The following is a 15,537-nucleotide window of genomic DNA, read 5'->3' as shown; positions in this document are numbered from 1 at the left end:
AAGCAGTCAAAGGACGCCAAATGCGCTGGTGCTCTGGATCCAGCCTCTGATGTGAGGTTTGTTATCCGGCCCAGCATCGCTGCGACAGATTTCCTATAAATGTTCGCGCAGGATCGGCTCCTCCCTGGATTGCGGGTTAGACCTGACTTGATCTATCAAACCAACATCTGCGACATTTGCCGATGATTGCTTGCCCTCCCCAAGCGTTAAATGCGTTATAGATAGGATCTAGAATGTTTGCAAGCAGGAGAAGACCATGCTTCCGAAGGGCGTGATTATGGACACCGTCGAAAGGTTCGGCAGATCCATCGTGGAAGGTGATTGGCAACCTGGAGAGCAGTTGCCGCTGGAATCTGAACTCGCCTCTCGCTTCGGTGTCGGAAGAAACGCCTTGCGGGAAGCCGTCAAAGTCTTGGCAGGCAAAGGATTGATCAGGACCGCGCGCCGCTACGGGTCCCGCGTCGCCATGAAGGAAGAATGGAACGGGCTGGATGCCGACATCATCCGTTGGAAACTTAAAGATCGCAAATCGCACGCCATGTTTCGACGTGAGGTCGCGCAATTGCGGGAACTTATCGAGCCCGGCGCCGCATCCATGGCTGCTCGAAATGCGACGGCCGAAGAGAAGCAACACATTCAAGCGCTTGCAATGGCCATGCAAGATCTTCCGACGGTCGCGGCAATTGAGCAAGACATCGCCTTTCACCTCGCGGTCCTGCGAGCAAGCCACAATAGTTTGTTACTCGGCATAGGCAGATCGCTGGAGATCATGCTTCGTACCCTGTTCACGGCGGATCTGAGTTTGCACGATCGCGATCTCGTTTATGATCCGAACCCGATCATTCATCTGGCGCTCGCCAATGCCATCATGGGAGGCTTCGCGGACGAGGCCCGTCATATCGCCATGGCGATGATAGCTCGCGGCGCCGAGGGCGCGGACCGTCTCGATCATCGGTCGATTACTGCACCAGAGCCACCCGCGGGAGACCAGCCCAATCCGATCTGACTGCCAGGTGATAAGATCTTCGGATGCTCCCACCCGCTTAGAATACGTTATAGATGGGATTTATAAAGTTCGAGCACTCGTGACGATATGCGGGTCCGTCCCGTCGCTTAGCCGATCTGCGTCGAGAATCCGCGCTTGTGTGCAATCTTATCTCCAAGTGCACAAAAGGTCTTCTGCTTGTCGGCAATATTCCATCTGCTTCTTGCATTCGGCGAAGCGAGTAATTTCCATTGCGAACCGTGCATTCCTTCGCGCGTCGTAGAACTCTACAATCGTTATCTAGTCTTTTGACGCCAGATGACAGGCAATCGCGCCGCCGCCCCGACGCAGGCGTACGTCAGGGGTGACCGACTAACAGATCTCAGTCGCTTTCGGACAGGGGGATGAAAGGCACATCCTTCCGGGGGCTCAAGGGGGCTTGGTGGCTAAGATACATGACGACGATCCGGTCAGCCATGGGACGGACGACGGCAAGATTGTGGCTTATGAAGAGATAGGTGAGCCCAAGCTCGTCTTGCAGTTCATGCATAAGATTGAGGACCTGCGCCTGAACAGAAACGTCGAGCGCCGATATTGGTTCGTCGCAAACGAGAAATTCCGGCTCGCTTGCCAGCGCGCGAGCGATCGATATGGCTGTCGCTGCCCACCGGAAAACTTGTGCAAAAGCGCTTGGCATCATCGGGCAAAAGACCGGCGGTGCGCAGCAGTTCCGCTACGCGCTCATCGATCGCGTCATGTCCTTCACGCAAGCCAAACTCGCGGATTGGCTCGGCAATGATGTCGCCGACCCGCCAGCGCGGATTGAGGCTGGCATGCGGATCCTAAGATCATCTGCGCCTCCATCGGGCGGCCGTCTGAGGACGGCCCGAACACGATGACGCCTTCACTGGGGCCATGGAGCCCGATGACAAGTCGCGCCACGATGAACTTGCCGCAGTCGGATTCACCCCCAAGCGCCAGGATTTGCCTCTCCGATGACGAGAGCGACATCCTGCACGACGTGTAGATAGCACTTTGGCTTGCGATCGATCATCCGGTTGAGCCAGGCAGTGGAAACGTCGAAGACACGACTCAGCTGATCGACTTCCAGCGCTTTCTCGCGCTTCTCATTGCACGCCTCCACCATGGACCAGACAAGCGATACTGCCCTCGGCCGCACCGTGCCCTTTGGTCACCATCGCCGGGCGCACCTGTCGGCAGCGCGGTCCTCCCAAATCTCTTCGTCACTCCACGTCACAGACGCTCCGCTCTCGCCACTCACATCCATCGCCATCCGCGCAATGGCGCATTGGAAAGCGTTACTGGCGCCATCACCTGAACTCAGCCTCGTCCCGGATGCTCAGTGATCGTTCGACAACGTGACATCACCCCTTGATCGGTAATCTACTAAATGCCGAAAAGCGCAGGCAGCGGACCGCGTACCACCGATCCGCTGTCGGAGCGTCCATCATTCTTTCACAGCACCGGTCATCGACGAGACGTAGTAATCGACGAAGAAAGAGTAGAGGATAACGACCGGCAATGAACCAAATAAAGCGCCGGCCATGAGCGAACCCCACTCAAAGACATCGCCGCGAACCAATTCCGTCAGTACACCAACCGGAATTGTTTTGTTTTCCGACGATTGAATGAAGGTAAGCGCGTAGATGAATTCGTTCCAGGAAAGCGTAAACGCGAAGATGCCAGCCGAAATCAGCCCAGGCACCGCCAGCGGAAGGATAATTTTGACAAGGATCTGCCAGCGGCTGGCGCCATCGACCAGCGCGCTTTCTTCCAGCTCGAAGGGTATCGACCTGAAGTAGCCCATCAGCAGCCATGTGCAGAAGGGAATGAGGAAGGTGGGATAGGTGAAGATGAGCGCAAGTCTGGAATCGTAAATTCCAAGCTTGAAGACGATGAACGCCAGGGGAATGAACAGGATCGAAGGCGGAACGAGGTAGGCTAGAAAAATCAGCAACCCGATCGAACGAGAGCCGGTAAAACGCACACGTTCGATCGCGTAGGCGCCAAAAATCGATGCCAGCAACGACAGCGCCGTCGATCCCACCGCCACCAATATCGTGTTCCAAAGCCAGCCCGGATAGGAGGTTTCAAAGAATAGGTACTTGATGTGATCGAGCGTCGGCCCCACGACCCAAAAGGGGCTATAGTTATTATAGTCGGTCAGCTGTGCGTTTGGCTTGATAGCCGTTATGGCCATCCAGTAGAAGGGAAATAGAAGCACGAAGACGAAGACCGCCATCGGCAGGTAGAGCATGACGATACGGCGAGGCAGGCGGTTCAGATAGCCCATCCCTTGGATGTCATCGGTCAGAACGGGATTGGCCGTCTCGGTTTTGATGGTCATGGCGTTCTCCCGGTCTCAGTCTTGTCCACCCTGCTGCCATTTGCGGCGCTGCAGACCGAAAAAGCTGAACATGATGGCGGCGAGTAGGAACGGGATCATGGCCACCGCGATTGCCGCGCCCTCGCCGAGCTGCCCGCCCGGGATGCCACGCTGAAAAGACAGTGTCGCCATCAGATGCGTCGCGTTGACCGGCCCGCCCTTGGTCAGCACATAGATCAACTGGAAATCCGTGAATGTGAACAGCACGGAGAAGGTCATCACGACGGCGATGATGGGGGTCAACATCGGTAGCGTTACATAACGGAAACGCTGCCAGCTTGTGGCGCCATCAAGCGATGCCGCCTCCTGCAGCGAAGCAGGGATTGTCTGCAGGCCGGCAAGCAGCGAGATCGCGACGAAGGGAATGCCGCGCCAGACATTGGCGATGATGACTGAGATCCGCGCATTGGTCGGATCGCCGAGGAAATTGATCGGGCCATGGATCACGCCGATCTTCATCAGCGACCATGAGATAATCGAAAACTGGGAGTCGTAGATCCACCAGAATGCCAATCCCGAAAGCACCGTCGGCACCACCCAGGGCAGAAGCACGATCGCCCGGAAGAAGGATTTGAATGGCAGGTGCTGATTGAGAAGCAGTGCCAACCAAAGGCCGAGCACGAATTTCAGGATCGAGGCGATGAAGGTGTAGAGCAGCGTATTGAAGACCGACAACCAAAATACGGAATCATTGGCCAGGAATTGATAATTCTCCAATCCGATAAAGCTGCCGCTGCGCCCGATCCGCGTGTCCGTGAAGCCGAGCCAGACTCCAAGTCCCAGCGGATAGGTGAGAAAACAAACCAGAAAGATGGCCGCCGGCAACATGAAGAGGAAGCCGAGCATATTGTTGTTCTGCATGAGCGATCTGATCGGGCCGCGCGTCGTATCGCTGGATGTCACGGTCGACATGGCATTATCTCCTGATGGACAGTCGCAGCATGCCGTCGCCGGCATGCTGCAGGTCTTAGCGGGCGATCAAACCTTGTAGTAGCGGTTTGCGCGGCGCTCAGCCTCTTTCATCGCATCCTCCGGCGTCATCTGGCCGGTCACCGCGGCGGCGAACATGTCGACGAGCACGTAATCGGCCATCACACCCGCCGAAGCATAGCCCAGTGGACCGGCATAGCCGTTCGGGCGCAGCGTTTCCGATGCGCGTGCATAGGGTGCATGGACGGGATCGGCGGTCCAGACGGGATTGTTGGCAAAGGCCTTCAAGGGTTGGCAGCAATAGGCGCTCGATCCTTGGATCCAGGCGTTCATCTGGTCGCCTTCCATCATGAACTTGATATAGGCCTTGGCTGCTTCCGGATATTTGGTATGGCTTAAGAGAACCAGCGAGCTCGTCTGGTGCAGTTCGACACTCTTGCCGACCGGACCGATCGGGAAGTTCGTGGTTCTGATATCGGCCGCGATTTCGGCGAGCTTCGGATCTTTTTTAGCTGCGTAATAGACCGAAACGCCGTTGGCGATCAGCGATACTTGTCCGGCAAGGAAGGCCCGGTTGTTGTTGATGTCCTGCCAGCTTTCCGTGCCGGGGATGAAGGTCGCATAAAGATCTTTCGCATAGTGGATTGCCGCCAGCGTTTCAGGGCTGTTGATGGTCACCTTACCGCTTTCGTCCACCATCTTGCCGCCATGGCTCCAAAGCAGCCAATGGGCGTAGTTGTTGCCGTCACCGACCGCCTTGCCATGCGGAAAGCCGGCGGGCGTGCCTTTGGCCTTCATGGCCTTGCAAAGCTCAAGGAACCCGGCGGTGTCCTTGGGGAATTCGCTGAAGCCGGCCGCCTTTACATGGCTGTCGCGATAAACGACGGCATTGCCGATCGCTGTCAGCGGCATGGCGATGAACTTGTCGCCGCGGGTTGCATAACCGCGCACGCCGTCATACCAGCCGCCATATTTGTTGCCGAGGTAGTTGCCGAGTTCCGTCAGGTCGACGAGTTTGTCAGGATACTGATGAGCATCGTCGAACCAGCACATGACCATGTCGGGGCCGGAACCGACATTGGCGGCGACGGCGGCCTTCGGTCGGATATCTTCCCAGCTTTCCTTGTCGATACGAACCTCAACGCCCGTCGTCTCGGTGAATTTCTTGGTATTTGCAAGCCAGGCATCCTCGTCTCCCTTGACGAAGGGGGTCCAGCGAAGCAGCCGGAGGCTCGCGCCCTTTTCGGGCGTGTAGCTGGGTTCGGCTTGAGCGAAAGATGGGCGTATTCCGAGCGGCGCGAGGCCGGCGATCCCGGCCGCTGCCGCCGATGCGGCAAGAAAGTCACGTCTCTTGAATGGCATGATACTCCTCCTTTGAAAACGGGAGCAAATTCCCCCGGCGCCCACCTTCCCGTTTGGTGGACGACGACTATCGCATTCGAACCGGTCGAATGCTTCCGCATCGATAGGTGAGCAGGAAGACTCCTCTTCTTCCGGCTCCCCACCGAAGCGACATCAAATCGTCAATCTCTGACCGCTTTCTGCGTCGAAGAGATGGACATGCGGCACATCGATGGAAATGCGCAGCGTATCTCCGGGTTTGGCACTAATCCTCTCCCGGAAGATGCAATTGACATCGCTGCCGCCGAAGCGAACCGTCATCTGCGTCTCATAGCCTGTCGGTTCGATCACGATGATTTCCGCGGGCAGCCCATCGGCATCGAGCATGATGTATTCCGGACGCAACCCATAGACGAGATCCCGACCCTTTGCGCCGGCAGGCGGATTTGCAATGGGCAGGACGGTACCATCCGACGCGATAAACCGGCCATCGCTCTTCGGATCGAGGCGGCCTCTGATCATGTTCATCGCCGGCGAACCGATGAAGCCTGCGACGAAAAGATTGGCAGGCGTGTCGTAGAGATCCAGCGGCTTACCTACTTGCTCGACGACGCCATCATGCATGACGACAATCTTGTCGGCCATCGTCATGGCCTCGATCTGATCATGCGTGACGTAAACGGTCGTGGTGCCAAGACGTTGGTGAAGCTCCTTGATTTCTGCGCGCATTGCGACCCGGAGCTTGGCATCAAGATTGGAAAGCGGTTCGTCGAAGAGGAAAACCTGGGGATCGCGCACGATCGCCCGGCCCATGGCGACACGCTGACGCTGACCGCCGGAAAGCTGGCGGGGATAGCGGTCGAGAAGTTTGGTCAGACCCAGGATTTCCGCCGCTTTCTTGACACGCTGATCCATGTCCGCTTTCGGCGCGCGTTTGAGCATCAGTGAGAAAGCCATGTTCTGGGCCACCGACATATGTGGATAAAGCGCATAATTCTGAAAGACCATCGCTATGTCGCGGTCGCCCGGTGCCACTCCATTGACGACGCGGTTGCCGATACGGATCTCGCCGGCGGAAATATTCTCGAGCCCGGCAAGCATTCTCAGGAGCGTGGATTTTCCGCACCCGGACGGTCCGACCAGGATCACGAATTCACCGTCCGCTATCTCGATGTTCACGCCCTTGATAACGGGGAACGCCCCGAATGATTTCCTGACATCGACAAACTCGACACCTGCCATAAAAGTCCCTCCCAGAACCTTTCACTTTCCTGACCTGCGGTCATCCCTCCTCCGAGACACCACCGCCGGAACGCATTAATCCAATTTCGACGTCCTATTCCCCGCTGCCGACCGGCATCTTTGTCTCCCTCACATTCATGTCAGTCAAATCCCCTCATGCTGGTCGGATCAGACCGGATTGCCGCTCGCCAGTTGAACCTTGGTCGTATCGTAAATACGTGTCAGATGATGCTCGAAGGCCGCAACGACGGCGTCGCGATCATGGCGAGCGAGCGCCTCGAAGATGGCCAGATGATCGAGGTAGCTTGCCTCGATGGCGCCCGGCTTGGCCATGACGTGGCGGCGGTAATTCATCATGTAAGTGTATAAATCGGTGACGAAGGCGGCCAGCAGCGGGTTTCCGCAGGCCCGATAGATCGCCACGTGGAATTCGCGGTCGCATATCAGGAAACGCATCGCATCGTTACCCCCGAGGCGCTGAGCCTCCAGCAGAGCCTGCAGCTTTGCCAGAGTGACGTCATCGATGCGCTCGGCGGCATCGCCGACAACCTTGAGCTCGATATGAAGACGCGCGGCATGGACGGAGTCCAGATCGTAGCCGTCAATTGCATTGGAAGAGGCAATCGTCACGGTAATGTGGCTGAGATCGACCTCGCAGACACGACTGCGGCTGCCATGTGAAACCTCGATGATGCCCTGCGCGGCGAGCGCCTGAATCGCGCCACGCACCGTTTCGCGGCTGACATGGAGAACGTTGGCCAATTCGCGCTCGCCCGGTAGCTCGTCGCCCGGTCGCAACATATTGGTGGCGATCAGGACCATCAGCTTCTCGGCGATGACATCACGCGCCGTTCGGCGGGCGAGACTCCGCGCGATATTCGGCCCCTCGGTCAAGATCGGACTTTCGTCCATCGCTCCCCCCGGTCCACTGGTTGGTCCAGTAGATCAGTTAATTAAAGATCGTTGAGGAAATCAGTCAAGACAAATTCGTTGCCACCGCCGACACGGAGTCTAACTGTTGGTTCCACGATACCGCCGCTTGGCATGGCCTAACCAGCGAGGCGGCTCGACCGCCGCCTGCCTTTCTCAATTGGATTACAAGTTTGATCACAAGCACCCGTTGAGGCAAACCTCTTGATTGTTTCAGGACGGCGAAGATAAAGCCCGCGCGGAACGGGAGGCGCATTGCATTTGGCAATGTTTTCAGCGCAGGCTTAATCGCTCACTTCGAACCTTCCTGTCCTCAAGCCAATCTTTGCCCGCGGACCCAGGTGATCCGTCCATCGACTATATGAGCGGATCGGCATTACCTGCATTGAAGCAGCTTGCGCCCTCCCTTCCAAAGTCCAACTCGAAACAATCGTGTCTCACTCAGCTTCGTCGCTCTGTTGGAACGAAGCGATCGTCGTCATAGGTGGAGAGATAGCCAGTATATATCGGCACCGCCAACCTGCGAGCCTTGAAATAGGCAAAAGCGTCAGCAAGATTGCCGCTAGCGGTTTCAAGTTCGATCCGTTTGCGAAAGTGCCCAGGCTGGCCGACGGACTCGAGCCTATCAAGTTTGCTTAGCATTTCCCCGCTCAGTTCGTAGAGTTCGCCGCTGACGATCGATCCGGTTCCAGGTTCATCAAACATCATGGGTGCAAACCATTGACCCGCGATCACCATTGGATAGGCCTTTCGCGTCTGAGCGCGGCCACAATAATGCGCGCCTGCCAAGCCTCGCTGATGCAGCACAAAACCCTTCTTCAAGGTTCCGAAGGCGAATACGTGGACGATCTCAACCATGATGCTCTAAAGTCTTTCGGCGAAGGTAAGCCGGATTTGGCACGATATCCGCCGAGACCTCGATCCCGCCCGCCAACGGTGCGTCACCGCGAGCTCCCTCGTCATACCGGATATCGCCTCCCGAGGCCGCCGAACCTGCGGTGTTGCGATCGTTTGCCGATTGAGCGAAAATGTCCTGCCTCGAAATTGCGTGCTCCTGAACTAGATGTTCGACGACAAGATTTGTTGCCTGACGTATTTGGAATGTGGCGCTGATTGTCGTGGTGCTGTTATCCGCCATTGCTGTCTCCTGCTGATAAGGTTCACAGCAAGAGAACGCTTTTTAGCTCTTGGTAGTTTCCGGAAGGTTTCTTGTATACTGCGAGAGCTGACCCATGATTCCATCCGGCCTTACACAGTGATGAAGTAGAGCGCTCTCATATCGCTTTTGTTCGATCATCTAGCTCATCGTCCGGCAAAACTTCGACGGGCTCGTCGGCTTATCAAGCCGTTCCATATGCTGGAAGCGAAGAGGGGTTGCCGATGCGTCGTAGCCTTGCCTATGCCGAGGCACACCGCTACCCCGAGCAGAGAGATCGAACGATCTGGCAGGTGTTCGAAGAGGAACGCAGCGGCGTGGTCCATTACGCCGAGCCCTTTGATGGTTTCCACTATGCCCGGCCTCGGCGTCAAAGACCTGCACGGTCCGTTTTGACAGCGACTAATACTCCGTCTGTTGATTATCGCACGAATTTAATTCACTTTTTTATTCTGGACGGATCCGCCCACACCGCAAGAAAATGTTTTCGATCAACACCATAATTGCACTCAGTTGGTACAACGCGAAATGAAAAAGTGGCTCAAATTGAGCTGAAACTCAGCACGCCAACCTCTAGATCAGCCGGACGCGGCGCGCCGCCACGACTCGATAAAGAGGATCACCCCAGGCCAGGTGTTCCTGCAACGCCGAAAAGACCAGGCTAACGTCGTGTTCGTCGTTAGAGGCCACCGCGGCGGCCCTTATCTCCGGCCAGTCCGGCACCTGCATCTCACGCATCACCTGAAGGGCTTCGGCGGTCGGAAGCACCGGGAAGCCGATCTTCGGAACGAGTGTGGCAATCACCTGCCAAAAGGCACGGTAGAGCGGCAGCGGAGCATCCAGATGCGGCGCGACCAACCGAGCCCAATGCAAGCCGGTAACGGCGTGGAGCGCCGAGAAATCCATGGTCGCGGCGAATAGGGCCAGGGCCGTCTCCGCCATGCGTTTCGGTGTCGCTTCATCAATGCGCAAGCGATCGATCACCGGCGGAAAGTCCGGCAAGGCGGCGACTTCGCGTATATTGTGCCAGAGAAGATCGGTTTCAGGCACATAGTCGTGTGCGCCGGCAACATCATTCATAGCAGCGAGAATCGCTGCCGGATCGTCCGTGTCCGGTTTTATCCCAGTCGGATCGGGCAAGGGCAGATAACAGGTTGCCCAGTATCCGAGCGCCGTTCCCACTTCCGCTGGGTCGCTGTTGAGCACCGCGTAAGCCAGCCGCATCAGCGGGTGCAGCGCACTGCCGGCCACACCCTGGATAAGCCGAGGCAAATAATGGCGGATCGCGGCATCGGTCCCGAGCCGTTCGACTTCCGCGACGAAATAGGCGCGATAATCTGATTCCCGCGTCCGGTCACCGAGCGCCACGTCCCAATGCTCACGCTCGATCGGGGCCACGGTTGGCGGCGCGGGAACGAGCTGGTTTGCCACGCGATAAATCTCGTACCATTCGTCGAGACGCTCAGGGGTCGCGCCCATGCGATCGAGCGCCACGAGGACCATTGGAACGTGATTGGCGAGCAGATAGGGAAATTCCACGCTGTCACGCCGAGCCCTTTCCAGAACCCTGTCGAGCGGAAACGTAGGTATGATTGTCATGATGACACTTCCTTCATGCCTTCAAGGTCTCCATCATAGCCGCGCGGATCGAAATGATGCTCCCGATAGGCCGCAAGGTCACGGAGAAAATCGTCGGCCGCCTCGTGAAAGAGACCACCCACAACCGCATCGACGATGCGCGGCAGACCGTATTTCATGCCAGTCACACCGTTACTGATCGGGCCTAGGCTAGCAATGGCTGAACAATTAAACAAATGGATGTGCGACAGCCAGCCATGGGTCGCCGCATTCTTCGGCGTGAGTTCGAAGCCGCGCCCGAGATAGGGATGGGCCGCGATCTCGGCCGATGCCTCGCCATCCGGCGGCGTGAAACGATCGGACCAGAAAGCAACATGCGGCGCAATGCTCTTCAATTCCGCGCGCTGGTTGAAATCGATCGTATAACCGGTTCCAAGCAGGAGATGATCGGCGCTGAACATGCCGCTGTCGCTTTCGATCACAACCCGCGCGGCATCCAATGTCACGGACTGCACCTTGTGGCCCAGCGCCATCGTGAAGCGCGGATCGGACACGACACGGTCGAACTGATCCTGTGTCGGCGGGATCTTGAAGCCATTGTATAGCCGCATATAGCGCCATTTTTGCAGATCCGACAGATCGCCGAAATGACCGAGGAAGCCCGGAAAATTGGTCCAGGCCAACACTTCCGTCCGGCCGAAATTGCGCGAGCGGCCGATCATCGCCACGCTTTTCGCACCCTTTTCCAAAGCCGTCACCGCCCAGTCGAAGCTGGAGGTCGCCGAACCCAGAATGGCGACATCTCGATCCTTGAGATGGCTGTCGTCTGCGATCTCGGCACTATGGGTCCAGTACGACTTGGGCAAGGTACGAACGAAATCGGGGATCATGGGCGCGCCGCCGCCATCAATACCGGTCGCCAGCACAAGCCGATGGCATTCGATCTGTCGCGTTTCACCGTCCGCTTCGAGCGCAAGCCGCAACCAGCCTCCGACTTGCGAGATACCGGCAAGGCTCGTGCCGTTGGCCACATCAGGCTCCGTCACCGCACGATACCAGCCGAGATAGGCCATCCAGTCTTGCCGTGACATCTTGTCGAGGCTTTCATAGGCGTCTGTGCCATGGACGGCTTCGTACCAGGCGCGCGGCGTCAGCGACGGCAGGCCAAAATCCGGCCCCGCGAGATATTTCGGCGAGCGCAGCGTCTTCATGCGCGCGCAGCCGATCCAAGGCCCTTCCCGCCCCTTCCCGGCCTTGTCGATCACCTGAACGCCCGCAACCCCACGCCGTTTCAGGCCAAAGGCGATAGCGAGCCCCGACATGCCGGCCCCACAGATCACGACATTATAGCGCGAGATACAAGCAGGTCCTGGCTCCGGTGCTGGAGCCCAGACCCGCCCGAGCGCTTCCGTGGCCTCCATCTCGGCGACGAGCCGTTTTTCTAGCGTTTCAAGTCGCGATATGCTGAGACCCCCATTCATGTTCGATCCTGACATTTTTTTCTTTGACACGGCCTCGCGCCAAGTCCGGCATGACCGCAGTCTCTTAAGCAAGCCGGCCGATGCGCAAAAACGAGGCATATTGCACAATCATCAAGCAAAAAATGAGCGATATTGTTCAATTTTGTTATATTCAGGCCGTTATTGCTTTTTTGTCAAGTGTACTTGAGTGCGTTTTTGTTTGATGTATAGTGGCAATCAATCATGAAAAGGAGAACACTAATGACATTCATGAAGGGGAATTTTCAGAAATTTGCTACCGTTTGCATCCTTGCCCTGACAGCGGGCATGGCGCAGGCCGCCGACAAGCCGCTGGCCGGCATCACTCTCAATCTGGCATCCATGAACGACCAGTTTTCGGCCGTGCTGGCGCAGATCGCGCCCGAGTTCAAGGAAGCGACCGGCGCAGAGATCAAGGTCGACATCATGGATTACGGCTCTCTGCTGACGAAGACGACCGCCGATTTCGTGGGCCACACCGCCGGCTATGACCTGATCACCATGGACATCGTCTGGGCAGGGCAGTTCGCCGCCAATGGCTATACGATTGATCTCAACGACCTGATGAAGCGCGATGCCAAGGAGCTCGATACCGCCGACATCTATCCCAAGCTCATGGAAGCGCTCGGCAACTACAAAGGCAAGCAGGTCGCCTACCCCTTTGCCGGCTATGCCAACGTTCTCGCCTATCGCAAGGATCTCTTCGATGCCGCCGGCCTGAAGGCGCCGGAAACGATGGAAGATCTGGTTGCCGCCGCCTATAAGCTGACCGACCCGGCCAAGAAGCAGTACGGCTTTGTCGCCAACGGCCAGAAAGGCCCGGCGGTCGCTCAGGACTGGATGCAATATAACGCCGAAATGGGCGGCGCCATCCTCGACAAGGACGGCAAGCCGGCGCTCAATTCCGAAGCCAATATCAAGAGCCTGACTGTTTATCGCGATCTCTTCAAGAAGGCAGCTCCTCCCGGTGCCGCCGATTATGACTGGGGCGGCCGCGAGGAAAGCTTCCGCCAAGGGATTGCCGCCACGATGCAGACTTGGTCTGTCGGCGCGCCCGGCTATTACGATCCGAAGACGTCGAAGGTGGTCGGCAAGGTCGATGTCGCGCTTGCTCCGCGCGGTAAGGGTTTACCGAAGATCTACGGAATCGGCGGCTGGGGCATGGCCATCAACGCCGATGCGAAGGACAAGCAGAAAGAAGCCGCCTGGACCTTCATCAAATGGGTCACCAGTCCGAAGATCCAGAAGGAGATGAATATGCTCGGTGCGGGCAGCTACATCCGCAAGAGCACGGTTACCGACAAGGAGCTGAACGCCAAGTATCCATTCCTGCCTGTCCTCAACGAAGTCTTCGAGAACGGCGACGGCGACTATCGCCCGCGCATTCCGGAGTATCCGGAAATCCAGGACATCCTGGGCACGGCAGTCAACTCCGTCCTCGTTGGTACGGTCGAGCCCAAGGCCGCGCTTGACGCGGCGCAGGAAGCAGCCGCCAAGCTGTTCTAAGAACAGGCCCGCTTCACGAAAGACCGTGATGCGGGCCTTTCATTTTCGAGGGCGCTGGTCGCGCGAGCTTCAGCGGTACGCTGAAAGCAAGATTCCGTTTGCACGCCGGCCCGTTTTCCTCTCAGATCGAAACGCGAAGCAAGCGGCCATTCGGTGATGACGAATTACGCGATGAACCTGACCAGCTCCGTTGAAAGCAAGGCGGCCACGGGCTTCTCGCCTGTCCCTTTTGCCACGCGGCGAAAATTGTTCCTGCTTGCCATGGCGCTCCCCGCCGTCGCCTATGTGATCGCGCTCGGCGTCTTCCCGCTCGTAAAAGGCATGTGGTACAGCCTATACGAATACAATCTGCTGAAACCGGCGCGGACGCATTTCGTCGGCATCGACAATTACTTCAACCTGCTGGCAGACGCCGATTTTCGCGGCGCCATCGCCAATACGGTGATCTTCACCGTCTTTTCCGTCGCCATCGAACTCATCTTCGGCTTTGTCATCGCGCTGGCGCTCTGGCGCGACGACCGGTTTAATCGCGTCTGCCTGACATTGATCCTTGTTCCCGTCACCATCACGCCGCTGGTCGTCGGTCTCATCTTCAAGGGCTTGCTGCTCGCCGACTACGGCGTGGTCGGCTATTATCTTGCCCAGTGGGGTATCACCGATCCGCGCGGCCTCTTCGCCACGCCGTCGACCGCGCTGGCCACGCTCATCTTCATCGACATCTGGGAATGGACGCCGCTCGTCGCGCTCATTCTGCTGGCCGGCCTAAAGGCGCTGCCCGGCGACCTCCTGGAGGCCGCCGCCGTCGACGGAGCAACCGCCTGGCGCACCTTCCGTTCCATCACCTTGCCGCTCATGCTGCCAGCCGTCATGCTGGCGCTGACGCTGCGCACCATCGACGCCTTCCGCGTCTTTGACAGCGTGTTCGTGACGACCGGTGGCGGACCGGGCAATTCGACCAACATGCTCATGGTCTATGCGGTGAAGGAGGGCCTGAGCTTCTTCAATATCGGCAAGGCGTCGGCGATTTCCAACATCGCGCTTCTCTGTGTGGCGATCATCGCCACCTGCTTCATCCTCATGATCCGCCATTTCGACAAGAAGGCCAACGGCCGATGACGCGACGCTCCATGGTCTTTGACACGGCACGACGCGGCTTCCTGCTGCTGACCCTCGTCTTCTTCCTGCTGCCCTTCCTGTGGCTCGCCATGACCGCCTACAAACCGTCGAACGCGATCTTCTCCATTCCGCCGCATCTCTTCTTCACGCCGACGCTGGACCAGTTCCGCAATGCGCTGCGAATCTTCGATGTCGGCAGCCTCATCGCTTCCAGCCTCTTGATTGCAGGCGGCTCGATGCTGTTTTCGCTGATACTCGGCGTTCCTGCCGGCTATGCGCTCGCCCGCTCGAGACATCCTGCCGCCATGGGCGTTGCTTATTTCTTCATGACGATCCGCATGGTCCCCGCTGTCGCGGCGCTTATCCCGTTCTATCTGCTGATGCGCGATATCGGCCTTATCGGCAGCTGGTTCAGCGTCGTCCTCATCAATTGCGTGCTTAACACCGCCTTCGTGAGCTGGATGATGTATTCCTATTTCCGTGGCCTGCCGCAGGAGCTGGAAGAAGCGGCGCTGACGGATGGCTGCCGGCAGTTCAGCGCCTTCTGGAAAGTATCTTTGCCCGCGGTGCGTTCCGGCATCATCGCCTCCGCACTCTTTTGCGTGCTCTTCTCGTGGAACGACTTCCTCTTCGCCATGTTCCTGACACGGCTCGATTCCAAGCCGATCTCGGTGGCGTTACTTTCGGCCTACGGCACAAAGGATATCACCTGGGGGACGCTGGGGGCGTTGGCGCATTTCTCGACCGTGCCAATCGTGCTCATCGTCCTCGTCCTCAACCGCTATTTCGTGCAGGGACTGACCAAAGGCATCAACTGAGCGGACAAACTCCGACGATTAAAAAGGTG

Annotated in this window: 13 protein-coding genes and 1 pseudogene; 4 read left to right on the top strand and 10 right to left on the bottom strand. The window is 57.7% G+C overall.

The genetic code is table 11. The features are described from left to right. The first annotated feature begins 256 nt into the window (after positions 1-256). Positions 257-1,006 carry a GntR family transcriptional regulator gene (locus FBZ97_RS26495; protein ID WP_113352262.1) on the top strand — a complete coding sequence of 250 codons (750 nt, stop codon included), beginning with the start codon at positions 257-259 and terminating at the stop codon, positions 1,004-1,006. A gap of 354 nt (positions 1,007-1,360) precedes the next feature. Here the strand turns inward: FBZ97_RS26495 and FBZ97_RS26490 are convergent. The 10 genes and pseudogenes from FBZ97_RS26490 to FBZ97_RS26445 form a co-directional block, all read right to left on the bottom strand. Continuing rightward, a pseudogene (locus tag FBZ97_RS26490) lies at positions 1,361-2,132 on the bottom strand (ABC transporter ATP-binding protein); the annotation flags it as partial. A gap of 321 nt (positions 2,133-2,453) precedes the next feature. Then, positions 2,454-3,353 (bottom strand): carbohydrate ABC transporter permease, encoded by a 900-nt coding sequence (locus FBZ97_RS26485; RefSeq protein ID WP_069614176.1) that lies wholly within the window; start codon positions 3,351-3,353, stop codon positions 2,454-2,456. A gap of 15 nt (positions 3,354-3,368) precedes the next feature. Next, entirely contained in the window at positions 3,369-4,304 is a 936-nt protein-coding gene (locus tag FBZ97_RS26480; protein ID WP_113396167.1) for a sugar ABC transporter permease, read from the bottom strand. A gap of 66 nt (positions 4,305-4,370) precedes the next feature. Next, the gene (locus tag FBZ97_RS26475) at positions 4,371-5,684 is read right to left on the bottom strand and encodes an ABC transporter substrate-binding protein (protein ID WP_145322870.1); all 1,314 of its coding nucleotides are present in this window, start codon (positions 5,682-5,684) and stop codon (positions 4,371-4,373) included. Between the two features lie 153 nt (positions 5,685-5,837). Continuing rightward, positions 5,838-6,905 (bottom strand): sn-glycerol-3-phosphate ABC transporter ATP-binding protein UgpC, encoded by a 1,068-nt coding sequence (gene ugpC, locus FBZ97_RS26470; RefSeq protein ID WP_113352264.1) that lies wholly within the window; start codon positions 6,903-6,905, stop codon positions 5,838-5,840. A gap of 168 nt (positions 6,906-7,073) precedes the next feature. Next, complete coding sequence (locus FBZ97_RS26465) at positions 7,074-7,817, bottom strand: FadR/GntR family transcriptional regulator (protein WP_113352265.1); 744 nt, start codon at positions 7,815-7,817, stop codon at positions 7,074-7,076. A gap of 459 nt (positions 7,818-8,276) precedes the next feature. Then, a complete protein-coding gene (locus FBZ97_RS26460; RefSeq protein WP_145322868.1) occupies positions 8,277-8,693 on the bottom strand; it encodes a gamma-glutamylcyclotransferase family protein in 417 nt (138 codons plus the stop codon). Beyond that, positions 8,686-8,973, bottom strand: coding sequence for a hypothetical protein (locus FBZ97_RS26455; RefSeq protein WP_113352267.1), 288 nt, complete (start codon positions 8,971-8,973; stop codon positions 8,686-8,688). The genes FBZ97_RS26460 and FBZ97_RS26455 overlap by 8 nt, the downstream gene beginning before the upstream one ends. 591 nt (positions 8,974-9,564) lie before the next feature. Next, entirely contained in the window at positions 9,565-10,590 is a 1,026-nt protein-coding gene (locus FBZ97_RS26450) for a questin oxidase family protein (protein ID WP_113352268.1), read from the bottom strand. After that, complete coding sequence (locus FBZ97_RS26445; protein ID WP_233790072.1) at positions 10,587-12,050, bottom strand: NAD(P)/FAD-dependent oxidoreductase; 1,464 nt, start codon at positions 12,048-12,050, stop codon at positions 10,587-10,589. The genes FBZ97_RS26450 and FBZ97_RS26445 overlap by 4 nt, the downstream gene beginning before the upstream one ends. Positions 12,051-12,356: 306 nt before the next feature. On the opposite strand from FBZ97_RS26445, the gene FBZ97_RS26440 reads away from it, so the two are divergent. The 3 genes from FBZ97_RS26440 (at position 12,357) to FBZ97_RS26430 (ending at position 15,508) form a co-directional block, all read left to right on the top strand. Continuing rightward, positions 12,357-13,574 (top strand): sugar ABC transporter substrate-binding protein, encoded by a 1,218-nt coding sequence (locus FBZ97_RS26440; RefSeq protein ID WP_246661868.1) that lies wholly within the window; start codon positions 12,357-12,359, stop codon positions 13,572-13,574. Between the two features lie 171 nt (positions 13,575-13,745). Next, positions 13,746-14,690, top strand: coding sequence for a sugar ABC transporter permease (locus FBZ97_RS26435; protein ID WP_145322866.1), 945 nt, complete (start codon positions 13,746-13,748; stop codon positions 14,688-14,690). After that, entirely contained in the window at positions 14,687-15,508 is an 822-nt protein-coding gene (locus tag FBZ97_RS26430; RefSeq protein WP_186449552.1) for a carbohydrate ABC transporter permease, read from the top strand. Before FBZ97_RS26435 ends, FBZ97_RS26430 begins: the two co-directional genes overlap by 4 nt. Positions 15,509-15,537 lie beyond the last annotated feature (29 nt).

The organism is Rhizobium sp. ERR 942 (genome assembly GCF_007828395.1).
Taxonomy (GTDB): Bacteria; Pseudomonadota; Alphaproteobacteria; order Rhizobiales; family Rhizobiaceae; genus Rhizobium; species Rhizobium dioscoreae.
Note: the sequence above shows the minus strand (reverse complement) of the source record. Positions and strands in the feature narration are given on the sequence as shown.

What these genes read in the sequence shown, in the direction of transcription:
- FBZ97_RS26465 (WP_113352265.1), bottom strand. Translation starts at nt 7,817, where the DNA reads ATGGACGAAAGTCCGATCTTGACCGAGGGGCCGAATATCGCGCGGAGT.
- FBZ97_RS26450 (WP_113352268.1), bottom strand. Translation starts at nt 10,590, where the DNA reads ATGACAATCATACCTACGTTTCCGCTCGACAGGGTTCTGGAAAGGGCT.
- FBZ97_RS26460 (WP_145322868.1), bottom strand. Translation starts at nt 8,693, where the DNA reads ATGGTTGAGATCGTCCACGTATTCGCCTTCGGAACCTTGAAGAAGGGT.
- FBZ97_RS26435 (WP_145322866.1), top strand. Translation starts at nt 13,746, where the DNA reads ATGAACCTGACCAGCTCCGTTGAAAGCAAGGCGGCCACGGGCTTCTCG.
- FBZ97_RS26475 (WP_145322870.1), bottom strand. Translation starts at nt 5,684, where the DNA reads ATGCCATTCAAGAGACGTGACTTTCTTGCCGCATCGGCGGCAGCGGCC.
- FBZ97_RS26430 (WP_186449552.1), top strand. Translation starts at nt 14,687, where the DNA reads ATGACGCGACGCTCCATGGTCTTTGACACGGCACGACGCGGCTTCCTG.
- ugpC (WP_113352264.1), bottom strand. Translation starts at nt 6,905, where the DNA reads ATGGCAGGTGTCGAGTTTGTCGATGTCAGGAAATCATTCGGGGCGTTC.
- FBZ97_RS26485 (WP_069614176.1), bottom strand. Translation starts at nt 3,353, where the DNA reads ATGACCATCAAAACCGAGACGGCCAATCCCGTTCTGACCGATGACATC.
- FBZ97_RS26445 (WP_233790072.1), bottom strand. Translation starts at nt 12,050, where the DNA reads ATGAATGGGGGTCTCAGCATATCGCGACTTGAAACGCTAGAAAAACGG.
- FBZ97_RS26455 (WP_113352267.1), bottom strand. Translation starts at nt 8,973, where the DNA reads ATGGCGGATAACAGCACCACGACAATCAGCGCCACATTCCAAATACGT.
- FBZ97_RS26440 (WP_246661868.1), top strand. Translation starts at nt 12,357, where the DNA reads ATGGCGCAGGCCGCCGACAAGCCGCTGGCCGGCATCACTCTCAATCTG.
- FBZ97_RS26480 (WP_113396167.1), bottom strand. Translation starts at nt 4,304, where the DNA reads ATGTCGACCGTGACATCCAGCGATACGACGCGCGGCCCGATCAGATCG.
- FBZ97_RS26495 (WP_113352262.1), top strand. Translation starts at nt 257, where the DNA reads ATGCTTCCGAAGGGCGTGATTATGGACACCGTCGAAAGGTTCGGCAGA.